Annotated in this window: 21 protein-coding genes; 12 read left to right on the top strand and 9 right to left on the bottom strand. The window is 67.6% G+C overall.

Annotation, left to right across the window (positions count from 1 at the left end; translation table 11 throughout):
- Nucleotides 1-79: 79 nt before the first annotated feature.
- The 3 genes from KHC24_RS01285 to KHC24_RS01275 all read right to left on the bottom strand — a co-directional run bounded on the left by KHC24_RS01285 (nucleotide 80) and on the right by KHC24_RS01275 (nucleotide 2,948).
- Nucleotides 80-1,015, bottom strand: a complete 936-nt coding sequence (locus KHC24_RS01285) for a RimK family alpha-L-glutamate ligase (protein WP_213358624.1) — start codon at nucleotides 1,013-1,015, stop codon at nucleotides 80-82.
- Nucleotides 1,012-1,968 (bottom strand): methenyltetrahydromethanopterin cyclohydrolase, encoded by a 957-nt coding sequence (gene mch / locus KHC24_RS01280; RefSeq protein WP_213358623.1) that lies wholly within the window; start codon nucleotides 1,966-1,968, stop codon nucleotides 1,012-1,014. The genes KHC24_RS01285 and mch overlap by 4 nt, the downstream gene beginning before the upstream one ends.
- An 83-nt stretch (nucleotides 1,969-2,051) precedes the next feature.
- Nucleotides 2,052-2,948, bottom strand: a complete 897-nt coding sequence (locus tag KHC24_RS01275) for an NAD(P)-dependent methylenetetrahydromethanopterin dehydrogenase (protein ID WP_213358622.1) — start codon at nucleotides 2,946-2,948, stop codon at nucleotides 2,052-2,054.
- Between the two features lie 835 nt (nucleotides 2,949-3,783).
- Here KHC24_RS01275 and KHC24_RS01270 point away from each other — a divergent pair.
- The 12 genes from KHC24_RS01270 (at nucleotide 3,784) to KHC24_RS01215 (ending at nucleotide 16,191) form a co-directional block, all read left to right on the top strand.
- Nucleotides 3,784-4,164 carry a 4a-hydroxytetrahydrobiopterin dehydratase gene (locus KHC24_RS01270; protein WP_213358621.1) on the top strand — a complete coding sequence of 127 codons (381 nt, stop codon included), beginning with the start codon at nucleotides 3,784-3,786 and terminating at the stop codon, nucleotides 4,162-4,164.
- An 8-nt stretch (nucleotides 4,165-4,172) separates the two neighbouring features.
- Nucleotides 4,173-5,420 (top strand): molybdopterin-binding domain-containing protein, encoded by a 1,248-nt coding sequence (locus KHC24_RS01265; RefSeq protein ID WP_213358620.1) that lies wholly within the window; start codon nucleotides 4,173-4,175, stop codon nucleotides 5,418-5,420.
- A gap of 89 nt (nucleotides 5,421-5,509) precedes the next feature.
- Nucleotides 5,510-7,180: a formylmethanofuran dehydrogenase subunit A gene (locus KHC24_RS01260; protein ID WP_213358619.1), complete on the top strand. Its 1,671-nt coding sequence runs from the start codon at nucleotides 5,510-5,512 to the stop codon at nucleotides 7,178-7,180.
- The gene (fhcD, locus tag KHC24_RS01255) at nucleotides 7,177-8,097 is read left to right on the top strand and encodes a formylmethanofuran--tetrahydromethanopterin N-formyltransferase (protein ID WP_213358618.1); all 921 of its coding nucleotides are present in this window, start codon (nucleotides 7,177-7,179) and stop codon (nucleotides 8,095-8,097) included. Before KHC24_RS01260 ends, fhcD begins: the two co-directional genes overlap by 4 nt.
- Nucleotides 8,094-8,888: a formylmethanofuran dehydrogenase subunit C gene (locus KHC24_RS01250; protein WP_213358617.1), complete on the top strand. Its 795-nt coding sequence runs from the start codon at nucleotides 8,094-8,096 to the stop codon at nucleotides 8,886-8,888. The genes fhcD and KHC24_RS01250 overlap by 4 nt, the downstream gene beginning before the upstream one ends.
- 209 nt (nucleotides 8,889-9,097) lie before the next feature.
- Nucleotides 9,098-9,496 (top strand): c-type cytochrome, encoded by a 399-nt coding sequence (locus KHC24_RS01245; protein WP_213358616.1) that lies wholly within the window; start codon nucleotides 9,098-9,100, stop codon nucleotides 9,494-9,496.
- A gap of 192 nt (nucleotides 9,497-9,688) precedes the next feature.
- Nucleotides 9,689-10,678 carry a quinoprotein relay system zinc metallohydrolase 2 gene (locus tag KHC24_RS01240; protein ID WP_213358615.1) on the top strand — a complete coding sequence of 330 codons (990 nt, stop codon included), beginning with the start codon at nucleotides 9,689-9,691 and terminating at the stop codon, nucleotides 10,676-10,678.
- 440 nt (nucleotides 10,679-11,118) lie between these two features.
- Nucleotides 11,119-12,924: a lanthanide-dependent methanol dehydrogenase XoxF5 gene (gene xoxF5, locus KHC24_RS01235; protein ID WP_213358614.1), complete on the top strand. Its 1,806-nt coding sequence runs from the start codon at nucleotides 11,119-11,121 to the stop codon at nucleotides 12,922-12,924.
- A 312-nt stretch (nucleotides 12,925-13,236) separates the two neighbouring features.
- A complete protein-coding gene (locus KHC24_RS01230) occupies nucleotides 13,237-13,794 on the top strand; it encodes a c-type cytochrome, methanol metabolism-related (protein ID WP_213358865.1) in 558 nt (185 codons plus the stop codon).
- A 79-nt stretch (nucleotides 13,795-13,873) separates the two neighbouring features.
- On the top strand, nucleotides 13,874-14,671 hold the full coding sequence (locus tag KHC24_RS01225; protein ID WP_213358863.1) for a substrate-binding domain-containing protein: 798 nt from the start codon (nucleotides 13,874-13,876) through the stop codon (nucleotides 14,669-14,671).
- Nucleotides 14,672-14,748: 77 nt separating this feature from the next.
- On the top strand, nucleotides 14,749-15,369 hold the full coding sequence (locus KHC24_RS01220) for a PQQ-dependent catabolism-associated CXXCW motif protein (RefSeq protein ID WP_246546020.1): 621 nt from the start codon (nucleotides 14,749-14,751) through the stop codon (nucleotides 15,367-15,369).
- A 222-nt stretch (nucleotides 15,370-15,591) separates the two neighbouring features.
- Nucleotides 15,592-16,191 (top strand): HXXEE domain-containing protein, encoded by a 600-nt coding sequence (locus tag KHC24_RS01215; RefSeq protein WP_213358613.1) that lies wholly within the window; start codon nucleotides 15,592-15,594, stop codon nucleotides 16,189-16,191.
- Between the two features lie 17 nt (nucleotides 16,192-16,208).
- On the opposite strand, the gene KHC24_RS01210 is transcribed toward KHC24_RS01215, so the two are convergent.
- The 6 genes from KHC24_RS01210 to KHC24_RS01185 all read right to left on the bottom strand — a co-directional run bounded on the left by KHC24_RS01210 (nucleotide 16,209) and on the right by KHC24_RS01185 (nucleotide 21,415).
- Nucleotides 16,209-16,829, bottom strand: a complete 621-nt coding sequence (locus KHC24_RS01210) for a hypothetical protein (protein ID WP_213358612.1) — start codon at nucleotides 16,827-16,829, stop codon at nucleotides 16,209-16,211.
- 56 nt (nucleotides 16,830-16,885) lie between these two features.
- Entirely contained in the window at nucleotides 16,886-17,734 is an 849-nt protein-coding gene (locus tag KHC24_RS01205) for an ABC transporter permease (protein ID WP_213358611.1), read from the bottom strand.
- Nucleotides 17,731-18,528, bottom strand: coding sequence for an ABC transporter ATP-binding protein (locus KHC24_RS01200; protein WP_213358610.1), 798 nt, complete (start codon nucleotides 18,526-18,528; stop codon nucleotides 17,731-17,733). The genes KHC24_RS01205 and KHC24_RS01200 overlap by 4 nt, the downstream gene beginning before the upstream one ends.
- Before the next feature lie 106 nt (nucleotides 18,529-18,634).
- Nucleotides 18,635-19,066, bottom strand: coding sequence for a cupredoxin domain-containing protein (locus tag KHC24_RS01195; protein WP_213358609.1), 432 nt, complete (start codon nucleotides 19,064-19,066; stop codon nucleotides 18,635-18,637).
- Nucleotides 19,067-19,092: 26 nt separating this feature from the next.
- Nucleotides 19,093-20,097, bottom strand: coding sequence for a PQQ-dependent catabolism-associated beta-propeller protein (locus KHC24_RS01190; RefSeq protein WP_213358608.1), 1,005 nt, complete (start codon nucleotides 20,095-20,097; stop codon nucleotides 19,093-19,095).
- 88 nt (nucleotides 20,098-20,185) lie between these two features.
- On the bottom strand, nucleotides 20,186-21,415 hold the full coding sequence (locus tag KHC24_RS01185) for an ABC transporter substrate-binding protein (RefSeq protein WP_213358607.1): 1,230 nt from the start codon (nucleotides 21,413-21,415) through the stop codon (nucleotides 20,186-20,188).
- Nucleotides 21,416-21,561: the final 146 nt, after the last annotated feature.

Here is a 21,561-nt window from a genome sequence, read left to right as displayed (position 1 = left end):
CCGGCCGCCTTCGCGCATCATTAACTCGCTTCGCCGACCGGCTCCCGCATCCGGCGGCGCGATGGCCGTTCGCGGGCCTTCAGGCCGCCGGCGCGGGTTGCAGGCAGTCGACGAGATGGCAGGCCATCGCGGCGGCGACGTTGGTATCGGTGGTCTTCTGCAGGCCTTTCCAGGCCGGCATGGAATTGACCTCCAGCACGGTGAAGACTCCGTCCGCCTCCTGGATGAGGTCGACACCGGCGTAATCGGCGCCGACCGCGGCGGTCGCCGCGACGGCCATCTCGGCCGCCGGCCCCTCGAGCGAAGCCGGTTCGCCGTCGGCCCCCTGATGAATGTTGGTGATCCACCGTTCCGAGCGGCGCACCATCGCGGCCACCGCGCGGCTGCCGACGACGAAGACCCGCCAATCCTGATAAAGGCCGTCATGTTGCAGCCCCTCGACGAACTCCTGCAGGTAATAGACGCCGCCGACCTTGGCCGCGTCGGGGAGGAGCTCGCGCGGGCCGAGGCGGCGCAGCCCCTTGCCCTGGGCGCCGAAAAGTGGCTTCAGCACCGTATCGCCCGGCGCCGAATCGATCAGCGCCTGCATCGCCGCCGGGTCTTCCCGCACGAAAGTGCGCGGCGTCGGCAACCCGGCCCTGGCGATGAGGAAGCTGGTCATGCTCTTGTCGACGCAGCGCTCTATGGCGCGGGCGTCGTTCATCACCTTGACGCCGAGCTCGCGCAGCGCGTGCAGCACCCCGAGCCGCATGGTGATCTGCTCGGTCGTGCCCTTGGCGATTACCCGCACGAAGGCGGCAGCCGGCAGTCTTCCGTCAAGACCGGGCAGCAACAGCCCGTGCGGTGTCTCGCCGATGGCGAAGCCGCAGTCATTGAGCGAGAGCACCAGCACCCGCAGGCCTTCGCGCTCCAGCGCGCGGCGCAGCGTGCGGGTGTGCCAGTCGGCATCTTCGGTGAAGACGACCACCAGGTCCCGTACGATGTCCCGCGCTACGTCCGGCACGTCCCACCTCATGCGAAGGAGCGCTCCAGTATCTCGTCGTGGAAGGCGCCGAAGGTGAAGCTTCGGCCGGTTTCCAGCGCGGTGACGGTGACGCGGGCCGGCGAGAACAGCATCGGGTCCATGGCGTAGAAATCGCCCTTATAGGCGGTGAAGATCTCGGCGAAGGTGCGTCCGTGGTCACGCGAGGAAGAGGAGGGCAGGCCTTCGGCGAGGTCGCGCGCCTCGTTCTCCGGCCCCGTCACGAAGAGCTGCACATCGCCGCCATAAAGCGTGGCGTCGTTGGTGCGGCCCATGGCGGCGACGAAGTCGGGTGCGGGTGGCGGCAGTGGCGAGGAGCCGATGCCGTCCACCACCCGGTCCAACGGAAAATGCAGCGCATGGGTCTTGTGAAGCGCGACTTCCAGTACCCGTGCGACGATCTGCACCGTGCCGGCGAGGCTGGAGGTTGGCGTCAGGATGAGGGTGAGCCGATCGGCGGAGATGCCGCACTCCTCCGCGATACGGGCGACGAGGCTGTCGGGCGGAGTCCGGTCGACCTCCAGCACCAGCGCGGCGTGGTCGGCGCTGTCGCGGTAGCCGAGCTCCTCATAGAGTTTCTCCCGGGCCCACAATGCGCGGCCGGGGCCGGAGCCGAGGGCGAAGAAATCGCCTTCCGCGAGGCTCCAGCCGGCATATTGGCTGCCGAGGCAGGCGGTAACGGGATCCAGGGTGGTCACCGTGATCATGGTGCCCCAGCGCGGGAACCTCCCGCTGGTGGCGATGCCGACACGCCCGAGGCCGCCGAGGCAGATTTCGGCGATCCGCCGGCCTGCCTCGATGCCACCGCGTGCGGCAATGCCGCCGTCGATGATGCGGGCGCCGCAGGGGCTGCGACTTACGCCCAGCCTCAATATCTCGGCATCGGCGACAAGCGCCTCGACCAGGGGCGCGGATAGCGCAGCTACGCTTGGGCGGCGCTCGCTCATGTTTCTCTCCCTCTTAGGCGACGCTTCGGCTCGTTTATTTGTGTGTCCGCCTGCTGGCCCAGCGAGGCGGCAATGTCCAATCGCTAGATGGCGAGCGACCGGGCGAGCTCGAAGGCATCTTCAAATCCAATGGTCAGTGCCGTGTCGGTCGCGCGCATCCGCTTCAGCAACTCATGCTGCACGCGGTATTTCAGGTGACCGATGGCAAGAGCGCCGATGCCGAGCGCGCCGCCGCCGATCGGCTTGCCATCGTCGAGCGCGTCGATGCCGGCGATGCCCGAGGGCGGCACGGCGTTGACATCGGCCGCCACCAGCAGCCCATGCGCCTCGGCGAGATGATCGGCGGTGAGGATCTGCACGCCGGCCTTGCCGCAGGCGAGCACCACCTCCGCCTCGGGGAGCAGCTTCAGCTTCTCGCTGTCGTCCCGCGCCACGGCGCTCAGGAGATCGACGTTGAAGCGGACCTTGAAATCCGCCGCCTTCAAGCGGACGGTATCGATGTCGCGATGGCTGACGAGCGTCACCTCGGCGCCCGCCTGGGCGGCGATGACCGCGGCGATGCCACCCACGACGCCGGTGGCGCCGTAGACCTGCACCTTGGCTCCCTTGAGGCCGCCCGACCGCCGCCCGCGCAGCTTGCGCTCGACCTCGGCGATCATCGCCGCCGCGGTGGTGAAGGAGCCGGCCGGATCGACGAAGACGGAGATCTGGAACGGCGGGAACAGCGCCGAGCGGACTTCCTTGGCCATGTCGAGCGCGAGGCTGGCGTCCTTGCCGCCGATGAACAGGCCGGTGCGGGAGGCATGATCCGGCGGACGCGAGAACATCATGTCCTGCGTCAGATCGACGATCTCCTCCAGCTTCACCCCGGAATAGGGCAGGATGGTCGTATAACCGGCATCGACGGCCATGTTCACGTCGAAGGGGCTGACGTGCCGGAGCGGCGAGACGATGTGAAGAATCGGCGCTATGTCCGCCATGGCGTTTCATTCTCCTAGGTAGAATCGGGCCGTTGCGGCCTCTGATCGGGAGAGAGGAATAGCGACGCGGGCTTCTGCCAATCCGCCGCTCAGCGCTGCTCGTCGCAGGCAAGCCGTTCGATCCGCGCCCCGGCATTGCTGCCGCGCAAGCAGTCGAAGGCCAAAGGAGGCGACGCGCGGTGCCGCGCGAGCCTCGGTCGTCAGTCTCTCGGCCGCTTCCGGCGTGCCGATGAAGGCAAAGCCGGTGGGGTCCCAGGAGCCCAGGCCGACGCCGGCAATTCCGGTATCGGCGAGACATGGCACCAGCTTGGCGAGCCGACGTTTCCTATAGCGGCGACCGTGTATAGCTGCCTAGTGCTCGCCAAGAATTCTCTGCATTTCTCCAGCGGCTTTGCCGAAATGCCGCAGGTTTTCTTGTCGAACGGCGCCCGACGGCACGGGCTGAGCCGACGTGCGGCATTTTCGACCGTCACCTGCGCCCGAGCGGCATCCGGTCCGCAGGTGCGGGGCTTGAGGCCGGCCGGGAGCGCAGGCCGTTCGGGTGTGATGCCGAACCGCCGGTCCAGCCTTCCCGCGACGGCGACGAATCCAAGGCGCAGACGGGTCGGCGCGGTGACGCGCACCGCTGTATTCCGACCGGTCTCGTGTGCCGCCTCGAAGCTGAGCGTTGTGCCGTTCACGAGCGTTTCCTCACAGCCATGGTAAAACCAGCCGGCTTTCGCCGACAAGCGGAACTGAGTGGAAGAAGGTTTGCGGCGACGGCCTCCGGCATGGTACCGAATCGGAAAATCGGTTCGCGACAGAACGGACCGGAAGACCGGGAGGACGAGACGCGATGGCGGTCGATCCTAAAAAGACATTCTCCGACAAGGAGATAGAGGAGCGTCTGAAGATCGAGCTGCCCAAGTGGCGGCTGGAGAACGGATGGATCCGGCGGACCTATCGCACTTCGAGCTGGAAGGGCACGCTGATGGTGATCAATGCCGTCGGCCACCTTGCCGAGGCGGCGTGGCATCATCCGGACCTCACCGCCTCCTATGCCTGGGTGGAGGTGCGGCTGATGAGCCATGACGCCAAGGGCGTGACCGAACGTGACTTCCAACTGGCTAGGAAGATTGAGGAATTCCTCTCCTGGCGTCCGGGTTCGGAAGAGGGGAGCGCCCTGGCGGGAACGCCGGAGGGCGATCTCCGTTTTGCTTACATCAAGCATGATTGAGCGCAGCGATGAACGGTGAAATCAGCGCGGGTGCTCCGCTTGTTGTGAACGACGTGGTCTGCGGCTTTTGCGGGCTCGGCTGCGACGACCTGGTGGTCGAGGTGACGGGACGCGACGTGCGGCCGACGGCTTCGGTATGCCCGGAAGCGGCGCGTCTTTTGCGGCGCCTGGATACCGGCGCCGGCATCGGTCCGGCGTCCGGTGAGGTGTACGATCAGGCCAGAATCCTCCTCGGATCGGCGCGGGCGCCGGTGTTCGCCGGACTCGGTGCCGATGTCGAGGGTGGTCGCGCCATTCTCGACCTCGCCGCCCGTACCGGCGGGGTGCTGGATCACGCGGCATCCGGTGGATTGTTTGCCAACTATGCGGCGGCGCAGCGCACCGGCTGGCTGTCGACGACACTGGCGGAGGTCCGCAACCGCTGCGACGTGCTGCTGGTGATCGGCGAGGATCCCACGGCGGCTTTCGGCCGCTTCTTCGAGCGGGCCCTGCCGGGGCAGGCGCTGTTCGCGGCCTCCCGCCACGTGATCGTCCTCGGCGGCGCCCTCGGGGCGCAGGCCCGCCGGCAGCTCGGCGCGGCCCGGGTGACGGAACTGGCGGCGGGGGACGCGGACGGGGATCCGGTCGCAGCGCTGTCGGCGCTGGCGCAGCTGGTGGCCGGCCCGCCGCCGCGCGGCTCCTCCTTCGGCGGGGTGGCGGCGGAGGCGCTGGCGGAAGCGGCGGCGGCGCTGAAAGGCGCGGCCTATGCGGTGGCGACCTGGAACGCCGCGTCGCTCGAGCGGGCCGACCTGGTGGCGGAGCGGGCGACGCGGCTCATCGACGCGCTGAACGCGACGACGCGGGCGGGGGTGTTCCCGCTGGGCGGCCGTGACAACATCATCGGGATCAACCAGCTGCTGCTGTGGCGGCTCGGCTATCCGCTGCGCACGGCGATCCGCGGCGATGGCTCCGAGCACGACCCGGCGCTCTACGCCACCGAGGCGGCGCTGGGCGATGCCGACCTGCTGGTCTGGGTGTCGGCGTTCCGGCCGGAGCCGCCGCCGGAATTCGACGGACCGGTGATCGTCATCGGCCATCCGGATACCGAATTCGCCACGCCGCCGGATGTCTTCATCCCGGTGGGCACGCCGGGTGTTGACCACGCCGGTACCGTGTTCAGAATGGATTCAATTGTAAGCCTGCCGCTCGGCGCCTTGCGCGTCGCGACGCTCCCCAGCGTCGCCGAGGCTGTGCGCCGGCTGGTGCCCGCCCGCTAGGGGCTGGTCCCGGCCGTTCAACCGAGAGTCCCGCTTTCCGCCCGGCGTTCGCGCCGGCGGGGCAGGGACTCCGAGCGGGAGGGGATGAAATGCGTATCAGGCTGAGAGGCGGGCGGGTGCTCGACCCGGCGAACGGCGAGAACGCCGTGGCGCGCGACGTCGAGTTTCTCGACGGACGCGTCGTCGCGGCGACGCGCGAGAAGGCCGATGCCGAATACGATCTCGGCGGCGCCATCGTGATGGCGGGCGGCATCGACCTGCACAGCCACATCGCCGGCGGCAAGATGAACCTCGCCCGGCTGCTGATGCAGGAGGACCGGCGGGCCTATCCCGAGCCGGCCTTGCCGCAGTTTTCCGGCAGCTTTTGCGGCTGCGGCGGTGGGCGGGCGGTGCCGACCGCCCACGCCACCGGCTGCCGTTATGCCGAACTCGGCTACACCACGGTGTTCGAGCCGGCGATGCTGGGTTCGAATGCGCGCTCCGCGCATCTGGAGATGGCGGATATCCCCAATCTCGACACCGGCGCCTATCTGGTGCTCGGCAATGACGACTTCATCCTGCGGCTGATCGCGGCCGGCGCGCCGCAGGAGGAGATCAACGCCTATGTCGGCTGGATGCTGAAGGCGACGCAGGCCTTCGCGATCAAGATCGTCAATCCGGGCGGCATCAACGCCTTCAAGTTCAACGCCCGCTCGCTCAACCTTGACGAGGCGAACCCGCACTATCCTGTGACGCCGCGCAACGTGCTGACCACGCTGATCCGCGCGGTGACCGAGCTCGGCGTGCCGCACCCGATCCATCTGCATGGCTGCAATCTCGGCGTGCCCGGCAATGACGAGACCACGCTCGCCACCATCGCCGCCACCGAGGGCCGGCGGCTGCATCTGACGCATCTGCAGTTCCATTCCTACGGCACCGAGGGCGACCGCCGCTTCTCCTCCTCGGCGGCGCGCATCGCCGCGATGGTCAACGCCAACCCGAACATCTCGGTGGATGTCGGGCAGGTGATGTTCGGCCAGACGGTGACCGCTTCGGCCGACTACATGGCGCAGTATCGCAATCGCGGCTTCGCCTCGCCGAAGAAGTCGATCGGCATGGACATCGAGCTCGATGCCGGCTGCGGCGTGGTGCCGTTCGAGTATCGCGACAAGAATTTCGTCAATGCGCTGCAATGGGCGATCGGGCTGGAGCTGTTCCTGCTGGTGGAAGATCCGTGGCGGATCTTCCTGACCACCGACCATCCCAATGGCGGGCCGTTCACCACCTATCCGCACCTGATCCGGCTGCTGATGGACCGCGACTTCCGCAACGCCCAGCTGGCGACGCTGAACAAGGCGGCGCAGGCGCACACGCTGCTGGCGCAGATCACCCGCGAATATTCGCTGGAGGAGATCGCCATACTGACGCGGGCGGCGCCGGCGCGCATTCTCGGGCTGACCGACAAGGGGCATCTGGCGCCGGGCGCGGTGGCCGACATCGCCGTGCATGACGAGGATGCCGACCGCGAGGCGATGTTCTCCAGGGCCCGGCTGGTGTTCAAGGATGGCCGGCTGATCGTCAGGGATGGCGAGGTGGTCGATCTGGCGCCGGGCACCACCCATGTGGTGCGCACCGATTTCGACAGCGCGATCGAGGGCAAGCTCGACGCCTGGTTCGACCAGACGGTGGGGCTGAAGGCCAAGCATTTCGCCATTGCCGACGGCGAGCTTCGCGGCGGGCGCGGGCCGAGCGTGCTGAATTGCGTGGGAGGTGCGTCGTGATCATCAACGGCGTCGAGATCCGCGACAGTTTCGCCGAGGCCTTCCCGATGGTGGGCACAAGGCTGATCATCACCGCCGACACCCCGGACTGGGCGATGACGGCGGCACGCGTCACCACCGGCTTCGCCACCTCGGTGATCGGCTGCGGTTGCGAGGCCGGGGTGGAGCGGGTGATCGCGCCCGAGGACACGCCGGACGGGCGGCCGGGGGTGGCGATCCTGATTTTCGCCATGGATTTCAAAGGGCTGAAGACCGTGGTGCCGCTGCGGCTCGGCCAATGCATCCTCACCTGCCCGACCACCGCCTGCTATGCCGGCGTGGAGGGCGGCAAAAGGGTGCCGCTGGCCAAGACCATCCGCTACTTCGCCGATGGCTACCAGATATCGAAGAAGTTCGCGGGGGCCGATGGCAGGGCGGAGCGCTTCTGGCGGCTGCCGGTGATGGATGGCGAGTTCGTCTGCGACGAGGACACCGGCTCGGTGGAAGGCGTCGGCGGCGGCAACATCCTGATTCTCGCCCGCTCGCGGCCGCAGGCGCTTTATGCCGCCGAGCAGGCGGTGAAGGCGATGAGCGCGGTGGAAGGCGTCATCCTGCCGTTCCCCGGCGGGGTGGTGCGCTCAGGCTCCAAGGTCGGCTCGAAATACAAGGCGCTGTTCGCCTCCAGCAACGATGCCTATTGCCCGACCCTGCGCGGGGTGGCGGCCTCGGCGCTGCCCGACGAGGTCGGCAGCGTGATGGAGATCGTCATCGATGGCGTGAGCTTCGACGCGGTGGCCGCGGCGACCAAGGTCGGCATCGAGGCGGTGTGCGCGGTCGGCGGCGCCGGCGGGGTGGTCGCGATCGATGCCGGCAATTACGGCGGCAATCTCGGCCCGTTCCACTTCAAGCTGCGCGACATCATGGGAGGCGGCGCATGAGCATGGTGCTGCGGCTGAAGACGCCGCTCGCCGCGCGGCTCGACCTTGGCGGGCTGACGCCCTCCGCCCTCGCCGGCAAGGCGCCGGGCGAGGTGGAGGCGATCGAGCGGCCCCATGGCGGCCGCCTCGTGGCGCTGGGCGAACTGTTCGCGGTGCGCGCCGGCGGCGAGGGACGGCTGGTGATCGAGGCCGGCGATGCCCGGCTCGACGGCGTCGGCGCCGGCTTGGACGCCGGCGAGATCGTCGTCGAGGGCGCGGTCGGCGCCCATGCCGGGCGCGGCATGGCGGGCGGATTGCTGCGAATCGCCGGTGATGCCGGCGACGAGCTGGCGGCCGGCATGACCGGCGGCCGGATCGAGCTCGGCGGCAATGCCGGGGCGCGGCTGGGCGCGGCGCCTTCCGGCGCGCGGCGCGGCATGGCCGGCGGCGTCGTGGTCATCCGTGGCAATGCCGGGGCGCGTGCCGGCGAGCGGCAGCGCGGCGGGCTGATCCTCGTTGAAGGTGCCGTCGGTGCCGAGGCGGCGACCGACATGATCGCCGGCACGCTGGCGGTGGCCGGCGGGTTCGGCGCGGGGGCCGGGCGGGGCATGAAGCGCGGCACGCTGATCGTGCGCGCGGTGCCCGCGCTCGCCGAGGGATTCGCCGATACCGGCACCCATGATCTGGTGGCGCTGCGGCTGATGGCCCGCCGCGTCCCCGACCTCGCGGCGCTTATCGGCACCGCCGTCCGGGCGCGCCGGCTGGTCGGCGACCGGCTCCAGGGCGGGCTGGGCGAGGTGCTGGTGCTCTAGGAAACGCCGCCGCATCCACCTGCGTGACGCCGTGCCGCACCTAGGTGCAACCGGCTGACGGAGGGATATGCGGCGAATTGTCGAGTGCCTGCCGGCGACGTGAACCATCCTTAGTCTAGGATCGTTCCAGGCAAGGCGCTAAGCTGCAACCGGGTCAAGTGCCGCATCTGACGGCGCCGTTCAATGACAAGCACTTAGGAAGGAATCCGATGAACCGTCTTCTCGCCGCTGCCGTCCTTGCCGCCCTCGGCTCCACCGCCGCGCTCGCCGATGGCGACGCCACCAAGGGCGCCAATGTTTTCAAGAAATGCATGGCCTGCCATGCGGTGGGCGAGGGCGCCAAGAACAAGGTGGGCCCCGAGCTGAATGGCATCGTCGGCCGCAAGATGGGCGCGGTGGAAGGGTTCAACTATTCCGACACGCTCAAGGAGCACGGCGCCAAGGGCGACACCTGGACCGCCGAGCAGCTCAGCACCTATCTCGCCAATCCGCGCCAGGCCATGCCGGGGGTGAAGATGGTGTTCGCTGGCCTGCCGAAGGAAGACGATCGCAACGACCTGATCGCCTTTCTCTCGCAGTTCGACGCCAGCGGCGCCAAGAAGCCCTGACGGGAGCCGCCCCGATCGGCGCTGCCGGCCGGGGGGTATACCTTGTGAAGCCGTGATGGCGGCTCCGCGACCCTTGCGGGCTGCCTGATCTGCCGTAACCGACCCGTCGGGCCGGTGCGGATGGCTGGCGCCCGTGGGTTGCCTCCCGGAGCGGGCGCGCGGCGAGGACAGGGGAGGCGAGGTGGCAAGCCGATGGCCACGGTGATCCCGCCGAGGTTTCTTGCGCCGAACCGCCGTACCGCGCTCGCCTTCGGGGCGTTCGCGGCCGGCGGCATCGTCGCGGGCGGGCTGACGCTGACGTGCGGCTGCGCCTTCGCCGCGCCGGCCGGGGACATCTCGCTCGAAGAGATCACGCCCGGCGTCTTCGTCCACCGTGCTCCCTATGCGCTGATGGCGCCGGACAATGACGGCGCCATCGCCAATGTCGGCCTCGTCGTCGGCGACGCGGCGGCGGCGGTGATCGACACCGGCAACAGCCATATCGCCGGCATGAGGCTGCGCGAGGCGGCGCGGCGCGTCACCGACCGGCCGCTGCGCTATGTCATCAACACCCACATGCATCCCGACCACGTGCTCGGCAATTCCGCGTTCGAGGCGGAAGGCGTGCGATTCGTCGGCCACCGCAAGCTGCCGCGGGCGCTTTCCATGCGGGCCGAGACCTATCTCGACCAGGTGAAGCGCCTGCTCGGGCCGGCGGCGGAGGGCACGCGGATCGTGCTGCCGGATCTGCTGGTGGAGAGCCGGCTCACCATCGACCTCGGCGGACGGGCGCTCGAACTCGAGGCGCACCCGACCGCCCATACCGACAACGACCTGACGATCCGCGATTCGGCGAGCGGCACCTGGTTTCTCGGCGACCTGCTGTTCGTCGGCCATGTCCCGACGCTCGACGGCAGCCTGAAGGGCTGGCTGGCGGTGCTCGACGAGCTCGCCGCCCGCCCGGCCGCCCGCGCCGTGCCCGGCCACGGGCCAGCCGGCGTCGATTGGCCCGCCGCGGCGGCGGCCGAGCGCGGCTATCTCGAGGTGCTGCGCGCCGACGTGCGGCGCTTCATCGCAGATGGTGTCCCGATGGGGGATGCCGCCGAGCGGGCGGGGCAATCGGAGCGGCATTCCTGGGCGCTGTTCGACGAATTCAACGCCCGCAACGCCATCGCCGCCTATCACGAATTCGAGTGGGAGTGACCCGCCGGCGGGGTGGCTCAGGGCTGCCGAGGGCATTGCGGGGCTGGATTTTCCGCAGGAATCCGACGAAATCGACGGAAAATTCAAGTATTCCTCTCTGGTATACAGTACATCAATTCGCACATGCAGCATAAGATAAGCGGCTGCAGCAAAATCATAATAAGAGAGTTTTGGCGGCGCGGTTCTTATTGCGCGTTGTTCAAAATCGGTCTAGGGTCGTGACATCTCCGGCTTCAATGAATTTTCGGGGCCCAAAACCTCGGAATTCACTTCGTAGGCCAGCTTGGGGCGAGGGCCCCCGTGATTTCCGGCTGTTCTCCCCCCAGCCGGTCGTGACACGCTGTCGGAGACGAACGTAAAACGAGAATAATAAACCGATCGCAGCACGGCTGAATACAGCCCCTGTGGCCGGAGGAACGCGTTGAGGAGGAGATTTACGCATGCGCAAGCTCGCCTGTGCGGCGCTGCTATTGGGTGTTGCCGTCTATGCTTGGCCTGCCGCGGCCAATGACGGACTGACAAAGATCATTAAGGACCCCAAGCAATGGGGTATTCAGACCGGTGATTACGCCAACACCCGGTATTCCAAGCTCGATCAGATCAACGCCGGCAATGTCGGCAAGATGCAGGTGGCGTGGAGCTTCTCCACGGGCGTGCTGCGCGGCCACGAAGGCGGCCCGCTGGTGATTGGCGACGTGATGTACGTCCACACGCCGTTCCCGAACATCGTCTATGCGCTCGACCTCAATGATGATGGCAAGATCATCTGGAAATACGAGCCCAAGCAGGATCCCAACGTCATTCCGGTGATGTGCTGCGACACGGTCAACCGTGGTCTCGCCTTCTCCGACGGCATGATCTACCTGCACCAGGCCGACACCACGCTCGTCGCGCTCGATGCCAAGACCGGCGAGAAGAAGTGGTCGGTGGTGAATGGCGATCCCAAGAAGGGTGAGACCAACACCGCTACCGTCATGCCGGTGAAGGACAAGGTCATCGTCGGTATTTCCGGTGGTGAATTCGGCGTGCGCTGCCATGTGACCGCCTATGACAGCAAGACCGGCAAGCAGGTGTGGCGCGGCTTCTCGATGGGCCCCGACAACGAGATGCTGGTGGACCCCCAGAAGACCACCGCGCTCGGCAAGCCGATTGGCCCCGACTCGTCGCTGAAGAGCTGGGAAGGCGATCAGTGGAAGATCGGCGGCGGCTGCACCTGGGGCTGGTATTCCTACGATCCCGAGACCAACCTGGTCTATTACGGCTCGGGCAACCCCTCGACCTGGAACCCGAAGCAGCGTCCCGGCGACAACAAGTGGTCGATGACCATCTGGGCGCGTGACGCCGACACCGGCATGGCCAAGTGGGTCTACCAGATGACCCCCCACGACGAGTGGGACTATGACGGCGTCAACGAGATGATCCTCACGGATCAGCAGTTCAACGGCGCGCCGCGCAAGCTGCTCACCCATTTCGACCGTAACGGCTTCGGCTATACGCTCGACCGCGTGACCGGCGAGCTCCTGGTCGCCGAGAAGTATGACCCGTCGGTGAACTGGGCCACCAAGGTCGACATGGACAAGGCGAGCCCGACCTTCGGTCGTCCGCTGGTCGTTGCCCAGTATTCGACCGAGCAGAACGGTGAAGACGTCAACTCGAAGGGCATCTGCCCGGCGGCGCTCGGCACCAAGGACCAGCAGCCGGCGGCGTTCTCGCCCAAGACCAACCTCTTCTACGTGCCCACCAACCATGTCTGCATGGACTACGAGCCGTTCCGCGTCAGCTACACTGCGGGCCAGCCCTATGTCGGTGCGACCCTGTCGATGTTCCCGGCTCCCAACAGCCATGGCGGCATGGGCAACTTCATCGCCTGGGACAACACCAAGGGCAAGATCGTTTGGTCGCTGAAGGAGCCCTTCTCGGTGTGGTCGGGTGCGCTCGCCACTGCCGGCGACGTGGTCTTCTACGGCACGCTCGAAGGCTACCTGAAGGCGGTCGACTCGAAGACGGGCAAGGAACTGTACAAGTTCAAGACCCCGTCGGGCATCATCGGCAACGTCACCACCTATGAGCATGGCGGCAAGCAGTACATCGCCGTCCTCTCGGGTGTCGGCGGCTGGGCGGGTATCGGCCTTGCGGCCGGCCTGACCGATCCGAATGCCGGCCTCGGCGCCGTGGGCGGCTATGCCGCGCTGAGCAGCTACACCAATCTGGGTGGCCAGCTCACCGTGTTCGCCCTTCCCAACTGATGGAGTGCGCCGTCCCCTCGCGGGGCGGCGCCTCTACCCGACTGACGGCAATGGGGCCTGGCCATCGTCGAAGCGATGCGCCAGGCCCCGGCGTCTCGGGCGTTCGAATCTTATTAGATATTTAGAATCATCCCAGGTCGTGTGCCGGCTGCCGTCCGCATCACGGCGCGTTCCGCCCCTCCATTCTGGCCTGGTGCCTTCGGGAGTGACTCCATGACGAATTACGCTTTCGGACGGTCGAACCCCAGCCCGGCGCAGGCGCGCCCTGTCGGGTTCAAGCCGTCCGCGCTGCTGGCCACCGGCTTGCTTGTCATGAGCCTTGCGCTCGCCTGCCTCGTGCTGCCGTCCGCCGGCGCCGTGGCACAGGAACAGCCCGCCGTGGCCAACACCGTCGGCACCGCGCCCGATGGCTCCAAGACCCATGGCGGCCAGGAGGCGACCAAGGACGACATGGGCAAATACACCATGTCCGACGGCACACCGACCTACCGCATCGCCCCCGACGGCACGATGGACTGGTTCGCCTATTCCGGCTACCGCCGCTACCATGCCGAATGCCATGTCTGCCACGGCCCGGACGGCATGGGCTCGAGCTATGCGCCGGCGCTGGCCAACTCGCTGAAGACGCTGAGCTACGAGCAGTTCACCGAGGTGGTGGTGAACGGCAAGAAGACGGTCGGCGTCGGTACGGCGGATCAGGTGATGCCGGCCTTCGGCGAGAACCTCAACGTCATGTGCTATCTCGACGACCTCTACGTCTATCTCAAGGCCCGCGCCGACGGGGCGCTCGACCGTACGCGCCCCAGCAAGCGCGAGGACAAGACGAAGGCCTATGGCGACAATGAGAACCAGTGCTTTGGCCGGAAATAGCCCGGCGACGGGCGCCGCCGGCCGGATCTGCCGCGCCGGTGGCCTGAGGGCGGCGGCACTTGCGGGCCTCGTTCTCGCAATGCTGCTGCCGGGCGCGGCGCGGCCGGCGCTGGCGCAGGTCTCCGACCTCGTCGACCGCTCGACGCTGAGGGTGTGCGCCGATCCGGCCAACATGCCCTTCACCAACGAGAAGGGCGAGGGATTCGAAAACCGGATCGCCGAGTTGCTCGCCAAGAAGCTCGACATCCCGCTCGATTACACCTGGTTTCCGCAGGCGACCGGCTTCTACCGCATGACGCTCGCCGCCAAGCGCTGCGACATCGTCATGGGTTATGTCGCCGGCGGCGACCCGGTGCTCAACACCAATCCGTATTACCGCTCCGCCTGGGTGCTGATCACCCGCAAGGGCGGGCCGCTCGACGGGGTGGACACGCTGGCCGATCCGCGCCTCAAGGGGCTGCATATCGGCGTCATCGCCGGCTCGCCGCCGGGCGACCATCTGCAGCGCAACGGACTGATGGGCTTCGCCCGGCCCTATGCGCTGATGGTCGACCGGCGCTATGAGAGCCCGGCCGAGCAGATGATCGCCGACATCAATGCCGGCACCATCGACGCCGGCATATTGTGGGGCCCGATCGGCGGCTATTATGCCCGCCGCTCCGAGGCGCCGCTCTCGGTGGTGCCGCTCACCAAGGAGCGCGGCGACCCGCAGATGGTCTACCGCATCACCTTCGGCATCCGCCCCGGCGAGCTGAACTGGAAGCACCAGCTCAACCAGTTCATCACCGCCGAGCAGCCGGAGATCAACCGCATCCTGCTGGATTTCGGCGTGCCGCTGCTGGATGAGCGCAACCAGCCGATCGAGGCTGGCAAATGACCGTGCATGCGGCCCGGGGAGAGGAGCCGGCCCGAGGGACGGCGTCGCTCCCCGGCTGCCTGCTTCCCCGCTCGCCGATGGTGCGGATCGCCTGGCTCGGCATGGCCGGGCTGGCGGTGGCGCTGATCGCCTTCACTCCCGCCAAGGCGCAGAATCCGGCCGGTCCATCGCCGACCGGACAGGCCGGCGGGCAAAAGGGCGGGCCGGCGGATGAGCCGACGGCGGTCGCCGAGCCGGAAGGCTACCGCATGGACGCCTACCGCGCGCCGACCCCGGCGGCGCTGAAGGGCGCCCGGGTGATCGACACCGGCGAGGCGGAGCGGCTGTGGCGGGCAAAGGCGGCGCTGTTCGTCGACGTGCTGCCGCGTGACGTCAAGCCGGCCAATCTCGCTCCCGGCACGGTCTGGCGCGACAAGCCGCGCGACCATCTGCCCGGCAGCGCCTGGCTGCCCAATGTCGGCTATGGCGCGCTGAGCGAGCCGGTGGACGGCTATTTCCGCCGCAACCTGGAGGCGCTGACCGCCGGCCGTCGCGAGGCGCCGCTGGTGTTCTATTGCCTCACCGATTGCTGGATGTCGTGGAACGCCGCCAAACGGGCGATGGCCTATGGCTATTCCGACGTCGCCTGGTACCCGCAGGGCAGCGACGGCTGGGCCAAGGCCGGCCTGCCGCTGGAGAGGGCGATGCCGCTCGAGTGAGCGGGCCGCAGCCGACCGGATCCTCGGCCTTCCCCGGCGCGCCGACGCTTTTCATCTCCCTCCACCACGCTAGACTGGGACTTCCGTCCGGTCCGCCGGATCGTGGAACGGCCAACGGCTCGACTTGCGGGGTCCCGCTTGCGGCGCCCGACAGGCGCGGGCCGCCGCCGGCCCGCGGGCGGGGTGGGGTATGGCCGGGGCGGGCAAGGTGCGGGTGTGCGCATGAATCGGCATCTTGGTGGCTTTGTCGTCATCGCCTGGCTGGCGCGCCACTGGGTGGCCGGGGCCGGCTTCATGGCCGCCGCACTGCTGGCGCTGGCACCGGCGCTGGCGCGCGGCCTCGATCTGCCGACGCTGCTGATCCTGCTGCACAGCCCGGTCTACATGGTGCATCAGGTGGAAGAGCATGCCGGCGACCGCTTCCGCCGCTTCGTCAACGGTCGGCTGCTGCACGGGCGGGACGGGCTGAGCGTCGCGGTGGTTCTGGTGGTCAACCTGCCGCTGGTGTGGGGGGTGAATCTCTCAGCCCTTTACGCTGCCGTTCTGTGCGGTCCGGCGGCCGGGCTGGTGGCGCCCTATGCGATGCTGGTCAATGCCGTCATCCACCTGGGGGCCGCCCTGCGGCTGCGCGCCTACAATCCCGGTCTCGCCACCGCCGTCCTCCTGTTCCTGCCGCTCGGCTTCGCGACGCTAGCGGCCGCCGACGCGCCGGCGGGGGCACATGTTTTCGGGCTGGGCCTGACGGTGCTGCTGCACGCGCTCATCGTCCTATATATTGGCTGGCGCCTTGTCACCCGCCGGGGCCGGGCCGTCTCCGGCTGACCGGCGGGCGTGCCGCGTCACTCCATCTGCGCGCGTATCGCCCGGGCGAGGGCGAAGGCGCGCTGCTCGAGGATGACCGGGCTCTCGCACACCGCCGTCACCGCCTGGGTGCGAGTGTCGTAGATTCGGGTGTCCCACAGCAACTGCTTCTCGGCATCGGCCGCCTTGGCCTTGTCGGCCTCGCTGGTGGCCGCCTTCTTCAGCCGGGCGAGTTCGAGGCTCTCCTGCCGGATGCGGTCGGAAAGATCGATCTGGTGCTTCGAATAGCGCTCGATTCCGGTGAGGATACGCGAGCGCAGGCTGTTGATCTGGTCGAACACGCCGGCGAAGAGCAGCGTCAGCCGGGCGTCCTTGTTGGCGCCGGCCTGCCTGGCGAAGGCCTCGACCTTCGCGTCGGCCTCCTCGATCGGGGTGCGCCGGGCGGCGAGTACCGGCACCAGCTCGGCCACGGCCGTGTCGTCGCGCCAGTCGAGCCCGTCGATCGCCGGGCCGTCCCACATCTGCGCCGCGGCGAGACTGGCCACGCGCGGCTGGATGCACGGCCACAGGCCGGAGGGACTGGCGGCCTGCGCCGCCGGGATAGCGGCGAGGAGGAGGGCGGCGGCGGCAAGGCCGGCGCGCAGGGACGGGGAAGGCATTCCCTTCAGGGGCATCCGCGTCGAAATCATGGGCGTCTCCCGGACATTCATTCTTGTCATTTGGCGGCCTCCGGTCCGCCGCGGCGGGCCATCAGTCCGGCAGAGGGATCATAGGCGACAATGGCGGCGAGAAGGAATGCGGCCGCGCAGCCCGCGACCACCATCGCCGAGAACGGCTCGAACTGGCCGTAGAGCGCGAAGCGGATCAGCTCCACTGCATAGGTGAACGGGTTGAACAGGCAGATGTAATAGAGCGGCAGGCTGCTCTCCTGCACCTTCCACAGCGGGTAGAGTGCCGACGAGGTGAAGAACATCGGGAAGATCACAAAGTTCATCACGCTGGCAAAGTTCTCCAGCTGCCGGAATAGCGACGACATCAGCAGCCCCATCGCGCCGAGCATCAGGCCGGAGAGGATGAGCGCCGGCAATATGGTGAGATAGCCGATGGGCGGCGCCTCCACCTCCCAGAACCAGGCTATGGCAAGGAAGGCATAGGCCTGCAACAGCGCCACGCAGATGCCGGCGACCAGCTTGGAGAGCAGCAGGTACCAGCGCGGGTAAGGGCTGACGAGCAGGATGCGCATGGCGCCGACCTCGCGGTCATAGACCATGGAAAGCGAGGATTGCAGCCCGTTGAACAGCAGGATCATCGCCACCAGCCCCGGCGCGACATAGACCTCGTAGAGGATGTAGGTCTCGTAGGGCGGGATGATCGACACGCCGAGCACCGAGCGGAAGCCGGCGGCGAAGATGAACAGCCACACCAGCGGGCGCACCAAAGCGGAGAGGAAGCGGCCGCGCTGCTGGATGAAGCGCAGTGCCTCGCGGCCGCAGATGCCGGCCATGCAGATGGCATAGCCGGAGAGCGGCAGGCGAGTGCGCTGGCGGCGGTCGGAGGGGTTCATGGATGCGCCTCCGATTGCGGCGCCGTATCGTGGGTGAGGGCGAGGAAGGCGGCAGGCAGGTCGGGCGCGCCGGCGGTGGCGAGCACCTCTGCATGCGCTCCCTGCGCCTGAATGCGTCCCTTGTGCAGCACCACAACCCGATCGGTCGGGGCGATCTCCTCGATGATGTGGGTCGCCCACAGCACGCCGATGCCCTCGCTCGCCACCAGCCGGCGTACCTCGGCGACGATGCCGGCGCGCGACGCGATGTCGAGGCCGACGGTCGGCTCGTCGAGCAGCAGGAGATCGGGCCGGTGCATCAGCGCGCGGGCGATCTCGACGCGGCGCATCTGGCCGCCGGAAAGCTGGCGCACCTTGTCGCGGGCGCGGTCGCTCAAGCCCACGCTCTCCAGCACCTCGGCGGCGCGCTGCTTCGCCGCCGAGCGGCCGATGCCGTGCAGCGCCGCGTGATAAAGCAGGTTCTGCATCACGCTGAGATCGAGATCGAGCGTGCGGGCCTGAAACACCACGCCGAGCCGTGACAGCGCGGCGGCCGGCTGGCGGCGCACATCGTGGCCGAGCACGCGGATCGCGCCGCTGCGATTGTGGTAAAGGCGGGTGACGAGCGAGAACAGCGTCGTCTTGCCGGCGCCGTTCGGGCCGAGCAGGGCGGTGAAGTTGCCGCGGGGGACAGCAAGGCTCACATCGTCCAGCGCCTTGCGGGGACCGAAGGCGTGGGTGACGCGCTCGACCGACAGCGCCGGCGGCTCGGCGGCCAGATCAGGCGCGGGATGGTCTGCGAAATGGATCGGCATCGATGTTCCGTAGCGGAAATGCGCTTTCCCGAAATGGCATCCCCGGCGCGCGGCCGGGGATGATGTCGACGGTGGCTGTCCGCTGTCCTGCGCAGGAGGGGGCCATCTACTTTACGACGAACTCGCCTTCCATGCCGCGCGCTTCCATGCCCTTGCAGAACCATTTGAAGGTTCCGGTCCGCACCGGCACGAAGAAGATCTCGGCTTCGCCGGCGTCCTCGAATTCGAGCTCGATCAGATGCGCGGCCTTGATCTCCATGCCGCCGGCCTCGATCTTGCGCAGCCAGATGTTGGAGGCGAGGCCGGGCGACTGCCAGGCGCATTCCTTGTTGCCGGTCGACTTCACCAGCAACTGGTAGGCCTTGCCGGTCTCCATCTCATAGGTCTTCTGCGAGACGCCGAACCCGGCCTCGCCAAGACCGACCTCGAGGTCGGGCAGCTTGGTGGCCTTGAGGGCGAGATCGCCGGCGGCGAGCGCAACGCCCGAACCGAGCAGGCTGATGGTCACGGCGGCGGCAATGGCATTGGCGTAAGTCATGTCGTCCTCCCCTTGGCTGCGTTGATTTACTGCACCACGACCACGCCCCACGGGGCACGGCCGACCGCGACCGACTTTGTCACCTTCTCGCTCTCGACATCGATGATCGAGATGTCGTTGGAATTGCCGTTGGTGGAGATCAGCAGCTTCTCGTCCGGCGTGAAGGCGAGCTGCCAGACGCGCTGGCCGACCAAGAGATATTTCTCCACCTCCAGCGTGCCGGTATCGATCACCGCGACGCGGTTGGCCGGGCCGAGGGCGACGAAGGCCTTCTTGCCGTCCTTGGTGATGCGCACCCCGACCGGTTGGATGGCGTCCTTGTTCACGCCGGGAATGTCGAAGGAGATCTTCTTGACGATCTGCCAGTTGGCCGGGTCGATCACCGAGACGGTGCCGCCCACCTCGGCCGATACCCAGAGCTGCTTGCCGTCCTTGCGGAACTCGGCGATGCGCGGGCGGGAATCCACCAGGATGTTCTCGATCACCTCATTGGTCTTGGTATCGACCACATGCGCCATGTTGGTGGTCTCGGACGTGTTGACCATGTAGCGACCGTCCGGGCTGACGCCCATGCCTTCCGGCTCGACACCGACCGGGATCTCGGCGATCAGCTCGTTGTTCTCCACATTGACGACGGTAACCATGTTGTCGTCTTCATTGGCGATGTAGAGCGGGTTGCCGGAGGGGGCGAGCACGAACAGCTCCGGGTCCGGCCCGGAGCGCAGCGTCTTCACCAGCTTGAAGGTCTTGGAATCATAGACCTCGACGCGGCTGTCGTCGGAGGCGGCGACATAGATCAGCTTGCCGTCCGGGCTGGCGGTGACGCCGCGCGGCCGGCGGCCGGTCTTGATGGTCTCGATGACCTTCAGGCTGTCCATGTCGACGACGCTGAGCGTGTGGTCGCGTTCGTTCGAGATGAAGGCGCGCGGGGAGGTTTGCGCCGATTGCGCCCGCGCCGGCAGGCTCTCTCCCAGCACCATCAGGCCCGCCATCGAGGCGAGGCCGGCGCTCAGCAAGATACGGCGTGTCATCGTTTCCTCCTTTGGGCGGCGGGCGCTCTCAACGGCGCCTCGTCCGGTGGTTCTTCAGTTGAAGGCGAGTATCAGTCCAGCCGCGTTCTCAGTTGAGCTTGCATTTGCTCTCGGGCTTGTCGAAGCCGAGCGTATCCAGCGGCGTATGCTGGTGCAGATAGGCCTGCTGCGGCGACAGCGTGACCGTGTTGGTGGCGTGGGTGAGCAGGATCGGCTGGCGCAGCTGGTGGTCCCAGGGGCGGAAGCTCGCCGCCACGCCCTTGAATACCGGCAGGTCGTATTCCGGCGACAGGATCTGCGCGCGGATCTTCTCCACCTCGCTGGAGCGGGTCTTCATGCCGGCGGAGGCGATGGAGAACACGCCCTCCCACATCTGGAAGTCCAGCGGCAGCATCATCCGCTGGTGCTGTTTGAAGAACCGGCTCTGCAGCTGCGAGGCGCCCCAGTTTTCCATGGTCGGGTGCCAGGCGAGCGGCATCAGCCCCTGGGTGCCGGCGGTCGGGCGGGCGAGCCAGGTATTGTAGGGCAGGATGTCGCCGAACTCGCCCTGCTCGTCGGCGATGACGAGGATGTCGTACTCGCCGACCTGGGTGGCGCGCGGCACTTCCGACTGTGCGGTGGCGCGAGCATCCGGGCCGTAGTCCCAGACCTTTTCGGCGACGATCTTGGCGCCGAACTTCCGCGCCGAGTTGCGCACCGCCTCGGCATAGAGCTTGTCGCCATCGGTGCGGCCGACGAACAGGAACCAGTTGCGCCAGCGCTTGGTCATCAGGAACTGCGCCAGCGCATCGGTGAGCATGGCGCGGTTGGGGGCGACGTGGAACACATTGGCGCGGCAGTCGGCCTGGCGCAGGCTGTCGTCCGGCGCGCCGACATTGACCAGCAGGACGTCCTTGCCCTTCAGCGCGTCGGCGATGCGCAGGAGCTGATCGGCCGGGACGTCGAGCAGGATGTAGTTGTTGCCGGCGTCGGCGAGCTTCTGCGCCGCGGGGAGGGGATCGCCGTCGGTCGGCACCACTTCGGTGGCGAGCGTGTAGTCGAGCTTGAGGAAACGCCCGGAGGTGAGCGCATCGCGAATGCCGAGCTCGGCGCCGGCAACGCCGAGATTTTCCGGCGGCGCGGTGAGCGGCGCAATCCACGGCGGCTGCGGCGGCATCTGCCTGACGAGGCCGATGCGGAAGGTCTGGGCGGCGGGAATAGCGGCCGCCGGCTTCGGGGCGGCGGGCGCGGGCGATTCCTGCTGTGCCGAGGCGGGCAGGGTCATGCCCGCCATCGCCAGCACGGCTGCGGCCGCCGCGGCGTGGACCATCCGTCTCATGAGCGTCCGTCCCGATTATGCTGGCCGGGCGTTCGAGCACCTGACCTTTGGTTATGTTTGAAAGAAGACTATCAAACACATCGAAGTCTTCAACAGTTTAAGTTCCATAAGAAATTAATAAGCGGGAAGTTTTTCCGTGCTCTATT

This window comes from Ancylobacter defluvii (genome assembly GCF_018390605.1).
Taxonomy (GTDB): Bacteria; Pseudomonadota; Alphaproteobacteria; order Rhizobiales; family Xanthobacteraceae; genus Ancylobacter; species Ancylobacter defluvii.
Note: the sequence above shows the minus strand (reverse complement) of the source record. Positions and strands in the feature narration are given on the sequence as shown.

What these genes read in the sequence shown, in the direction of transcription:
- KHC24_RS01190 (WP_213358608.1), bottom strand. Translation starts at nt 20,097, where the DNA reads ATGACACGCCGTATCTTGCTGAGCGCCGGCCTCGCCTCGATGGCGGGC.
- KHC24_RS01275 (WP_213358622.1), bottom strand. Translation starts at nt 2,948, where the DNA reads ATGGCGGACATAGCGCCGATTCTTCACATCGTCTCGCCGCTCCGGCAC.
- KHC24_RS01230 (WP_213358865.1), top strand. Translation starts at nt 13,237, where the DNA reads ATGAGCCTTGCGCTCGCCTGCCTCGTGCTGCCGTCCGCCGGCGCCGTG.
- KHC24_RS01195 (WP_213358609.1), bottom strand. Translation starts at nt 19,066, where the DNA reads ATGACTTACGCCAATGCCATTGCCGCCGCCGTGACCATCAGCCTGCTC.
- KHC24_RS01240 (WP_213358615.1), top strand. Translation starts at nt 9,689, where the DNA reads ATGGCCACGGTGATCCCGCCGAGGTTTCTTGCGCCGAACCGCCGTACC.
- KHC24_RS01215 (WP_213358613.1), top strand. Translation starts at nt 15,592, where the DNA reads ATGAATCGGCATCTTGGTGGCTTTGTCGTCATCGCCTGGCTGGCGCGC.
- KHC24_RS01225 (WP_213358863.1), top strand. Translation starts at nt 13,874, where the DNA reads ATGCTGCTGCCGGGCGCGGCGCGGCCGGCGCTGGCGCAGGTCTCCGAC.
- KHC24_RS01200 (WP_213358610.1), bottom strand. Translation starts at nt 18,528, where the DNA reads ATGCCGATCCATTTCGCAGACCATCCCGCGCCTGATCTGGCCGCCGAG.
- KHC24_RS01245 (WP_213358616.1), top strand. Translation starts at nt 9,098, where the DNA reads ATGAACCGTCTTCTCGCCGCTGCCGTCCTTGCCGCCCTCGGCTCCACC.
- KHC24_RS01265 (WP_213358620.1), top strand. Translation starts at nt 4,173, where the DNA reads ATGAACGGTGAAATCAGCGCGGGTGCTCCGCTTGTTGTGAACGACGTG.
- KHC24_RS01210 (WP_213358612.1), bottom strand. Translation starts at nt 16,829, where the DNA reads ATGCCTTCCCCGTCCCTGCGCGCCGGCCTTGCCGCCGCCGCCCTCCTC.
- KHC24_RS01285 (WP_213358624.1), bottom strand. Translation starts at nt 1,015, where the DNA reads ATGAGGTGGGACGTGCCGGACGTAGCGCGGGACATCGTACGGGACCTG.
- KHC24_RS01250 (WP_213358617.1), top strand. Translation starts at nt 8,094, where the DNA reads ATGAGCATGGTGCTGCGGCTGAAGACGCCGCTCGCCGCGCGGCTCGAC.
- KHC24_RS01205 (WP_213358611.1), bottom strand. Translation starts at nt 17,734, where the DNA reads ATGAACCCCTCCGACCGCCGCCAGCGCACTCGCCTGCCGCTCTCCGGC.
- KHC24_RS01260 (WP_213358619.1), top strand. Translation starts at nt 5,510, where the DNA reads ATGCGTATCAGGCTGAGAGGCGGGCGGGTGCTCGACCCGGCGAACGGC.
- KHC24_RS01185 (WP_213358607.1), bottom strand. Translation starts at nt 21,415, where the DNA reads ATGAGACGGATGGTCCACGCCGCGGCGGCCGCAGCCGTGCTGGCGATG.
- xoxF5 (WP_213358614.1), top strand. Translation starts at nt 11,119, where the DNA reads ATGCGCAAGCTCGCCTGTGCGGCGCTGCTATTGGGTGTTGCCGTCTAT.
- KHC24_RS01270 (WP_213358621.1), top strand. Translation starts at nt 3,784, where the DNA reads ATGGCGGTCGATCCTAAAAAGACATTCTCCGACAAGGAGATAGAGGAG.
- KHC24_RS01220 (WP_246546020.1), top strand. Translation starts at nt 14,749, where the DNA reads ATGGTGCGGATCGCCTGGCTCGGCATGGCCGGGCTGGCGGTGGCGCTG.
- mch (WP_213358623.1), bottom strand. Translation starts at nt 1,968, where the DNA reads ATGAGCGAGCGCCGCCCAAGCGTAGCTGCGCTATCCGCGCCCCTGGTC.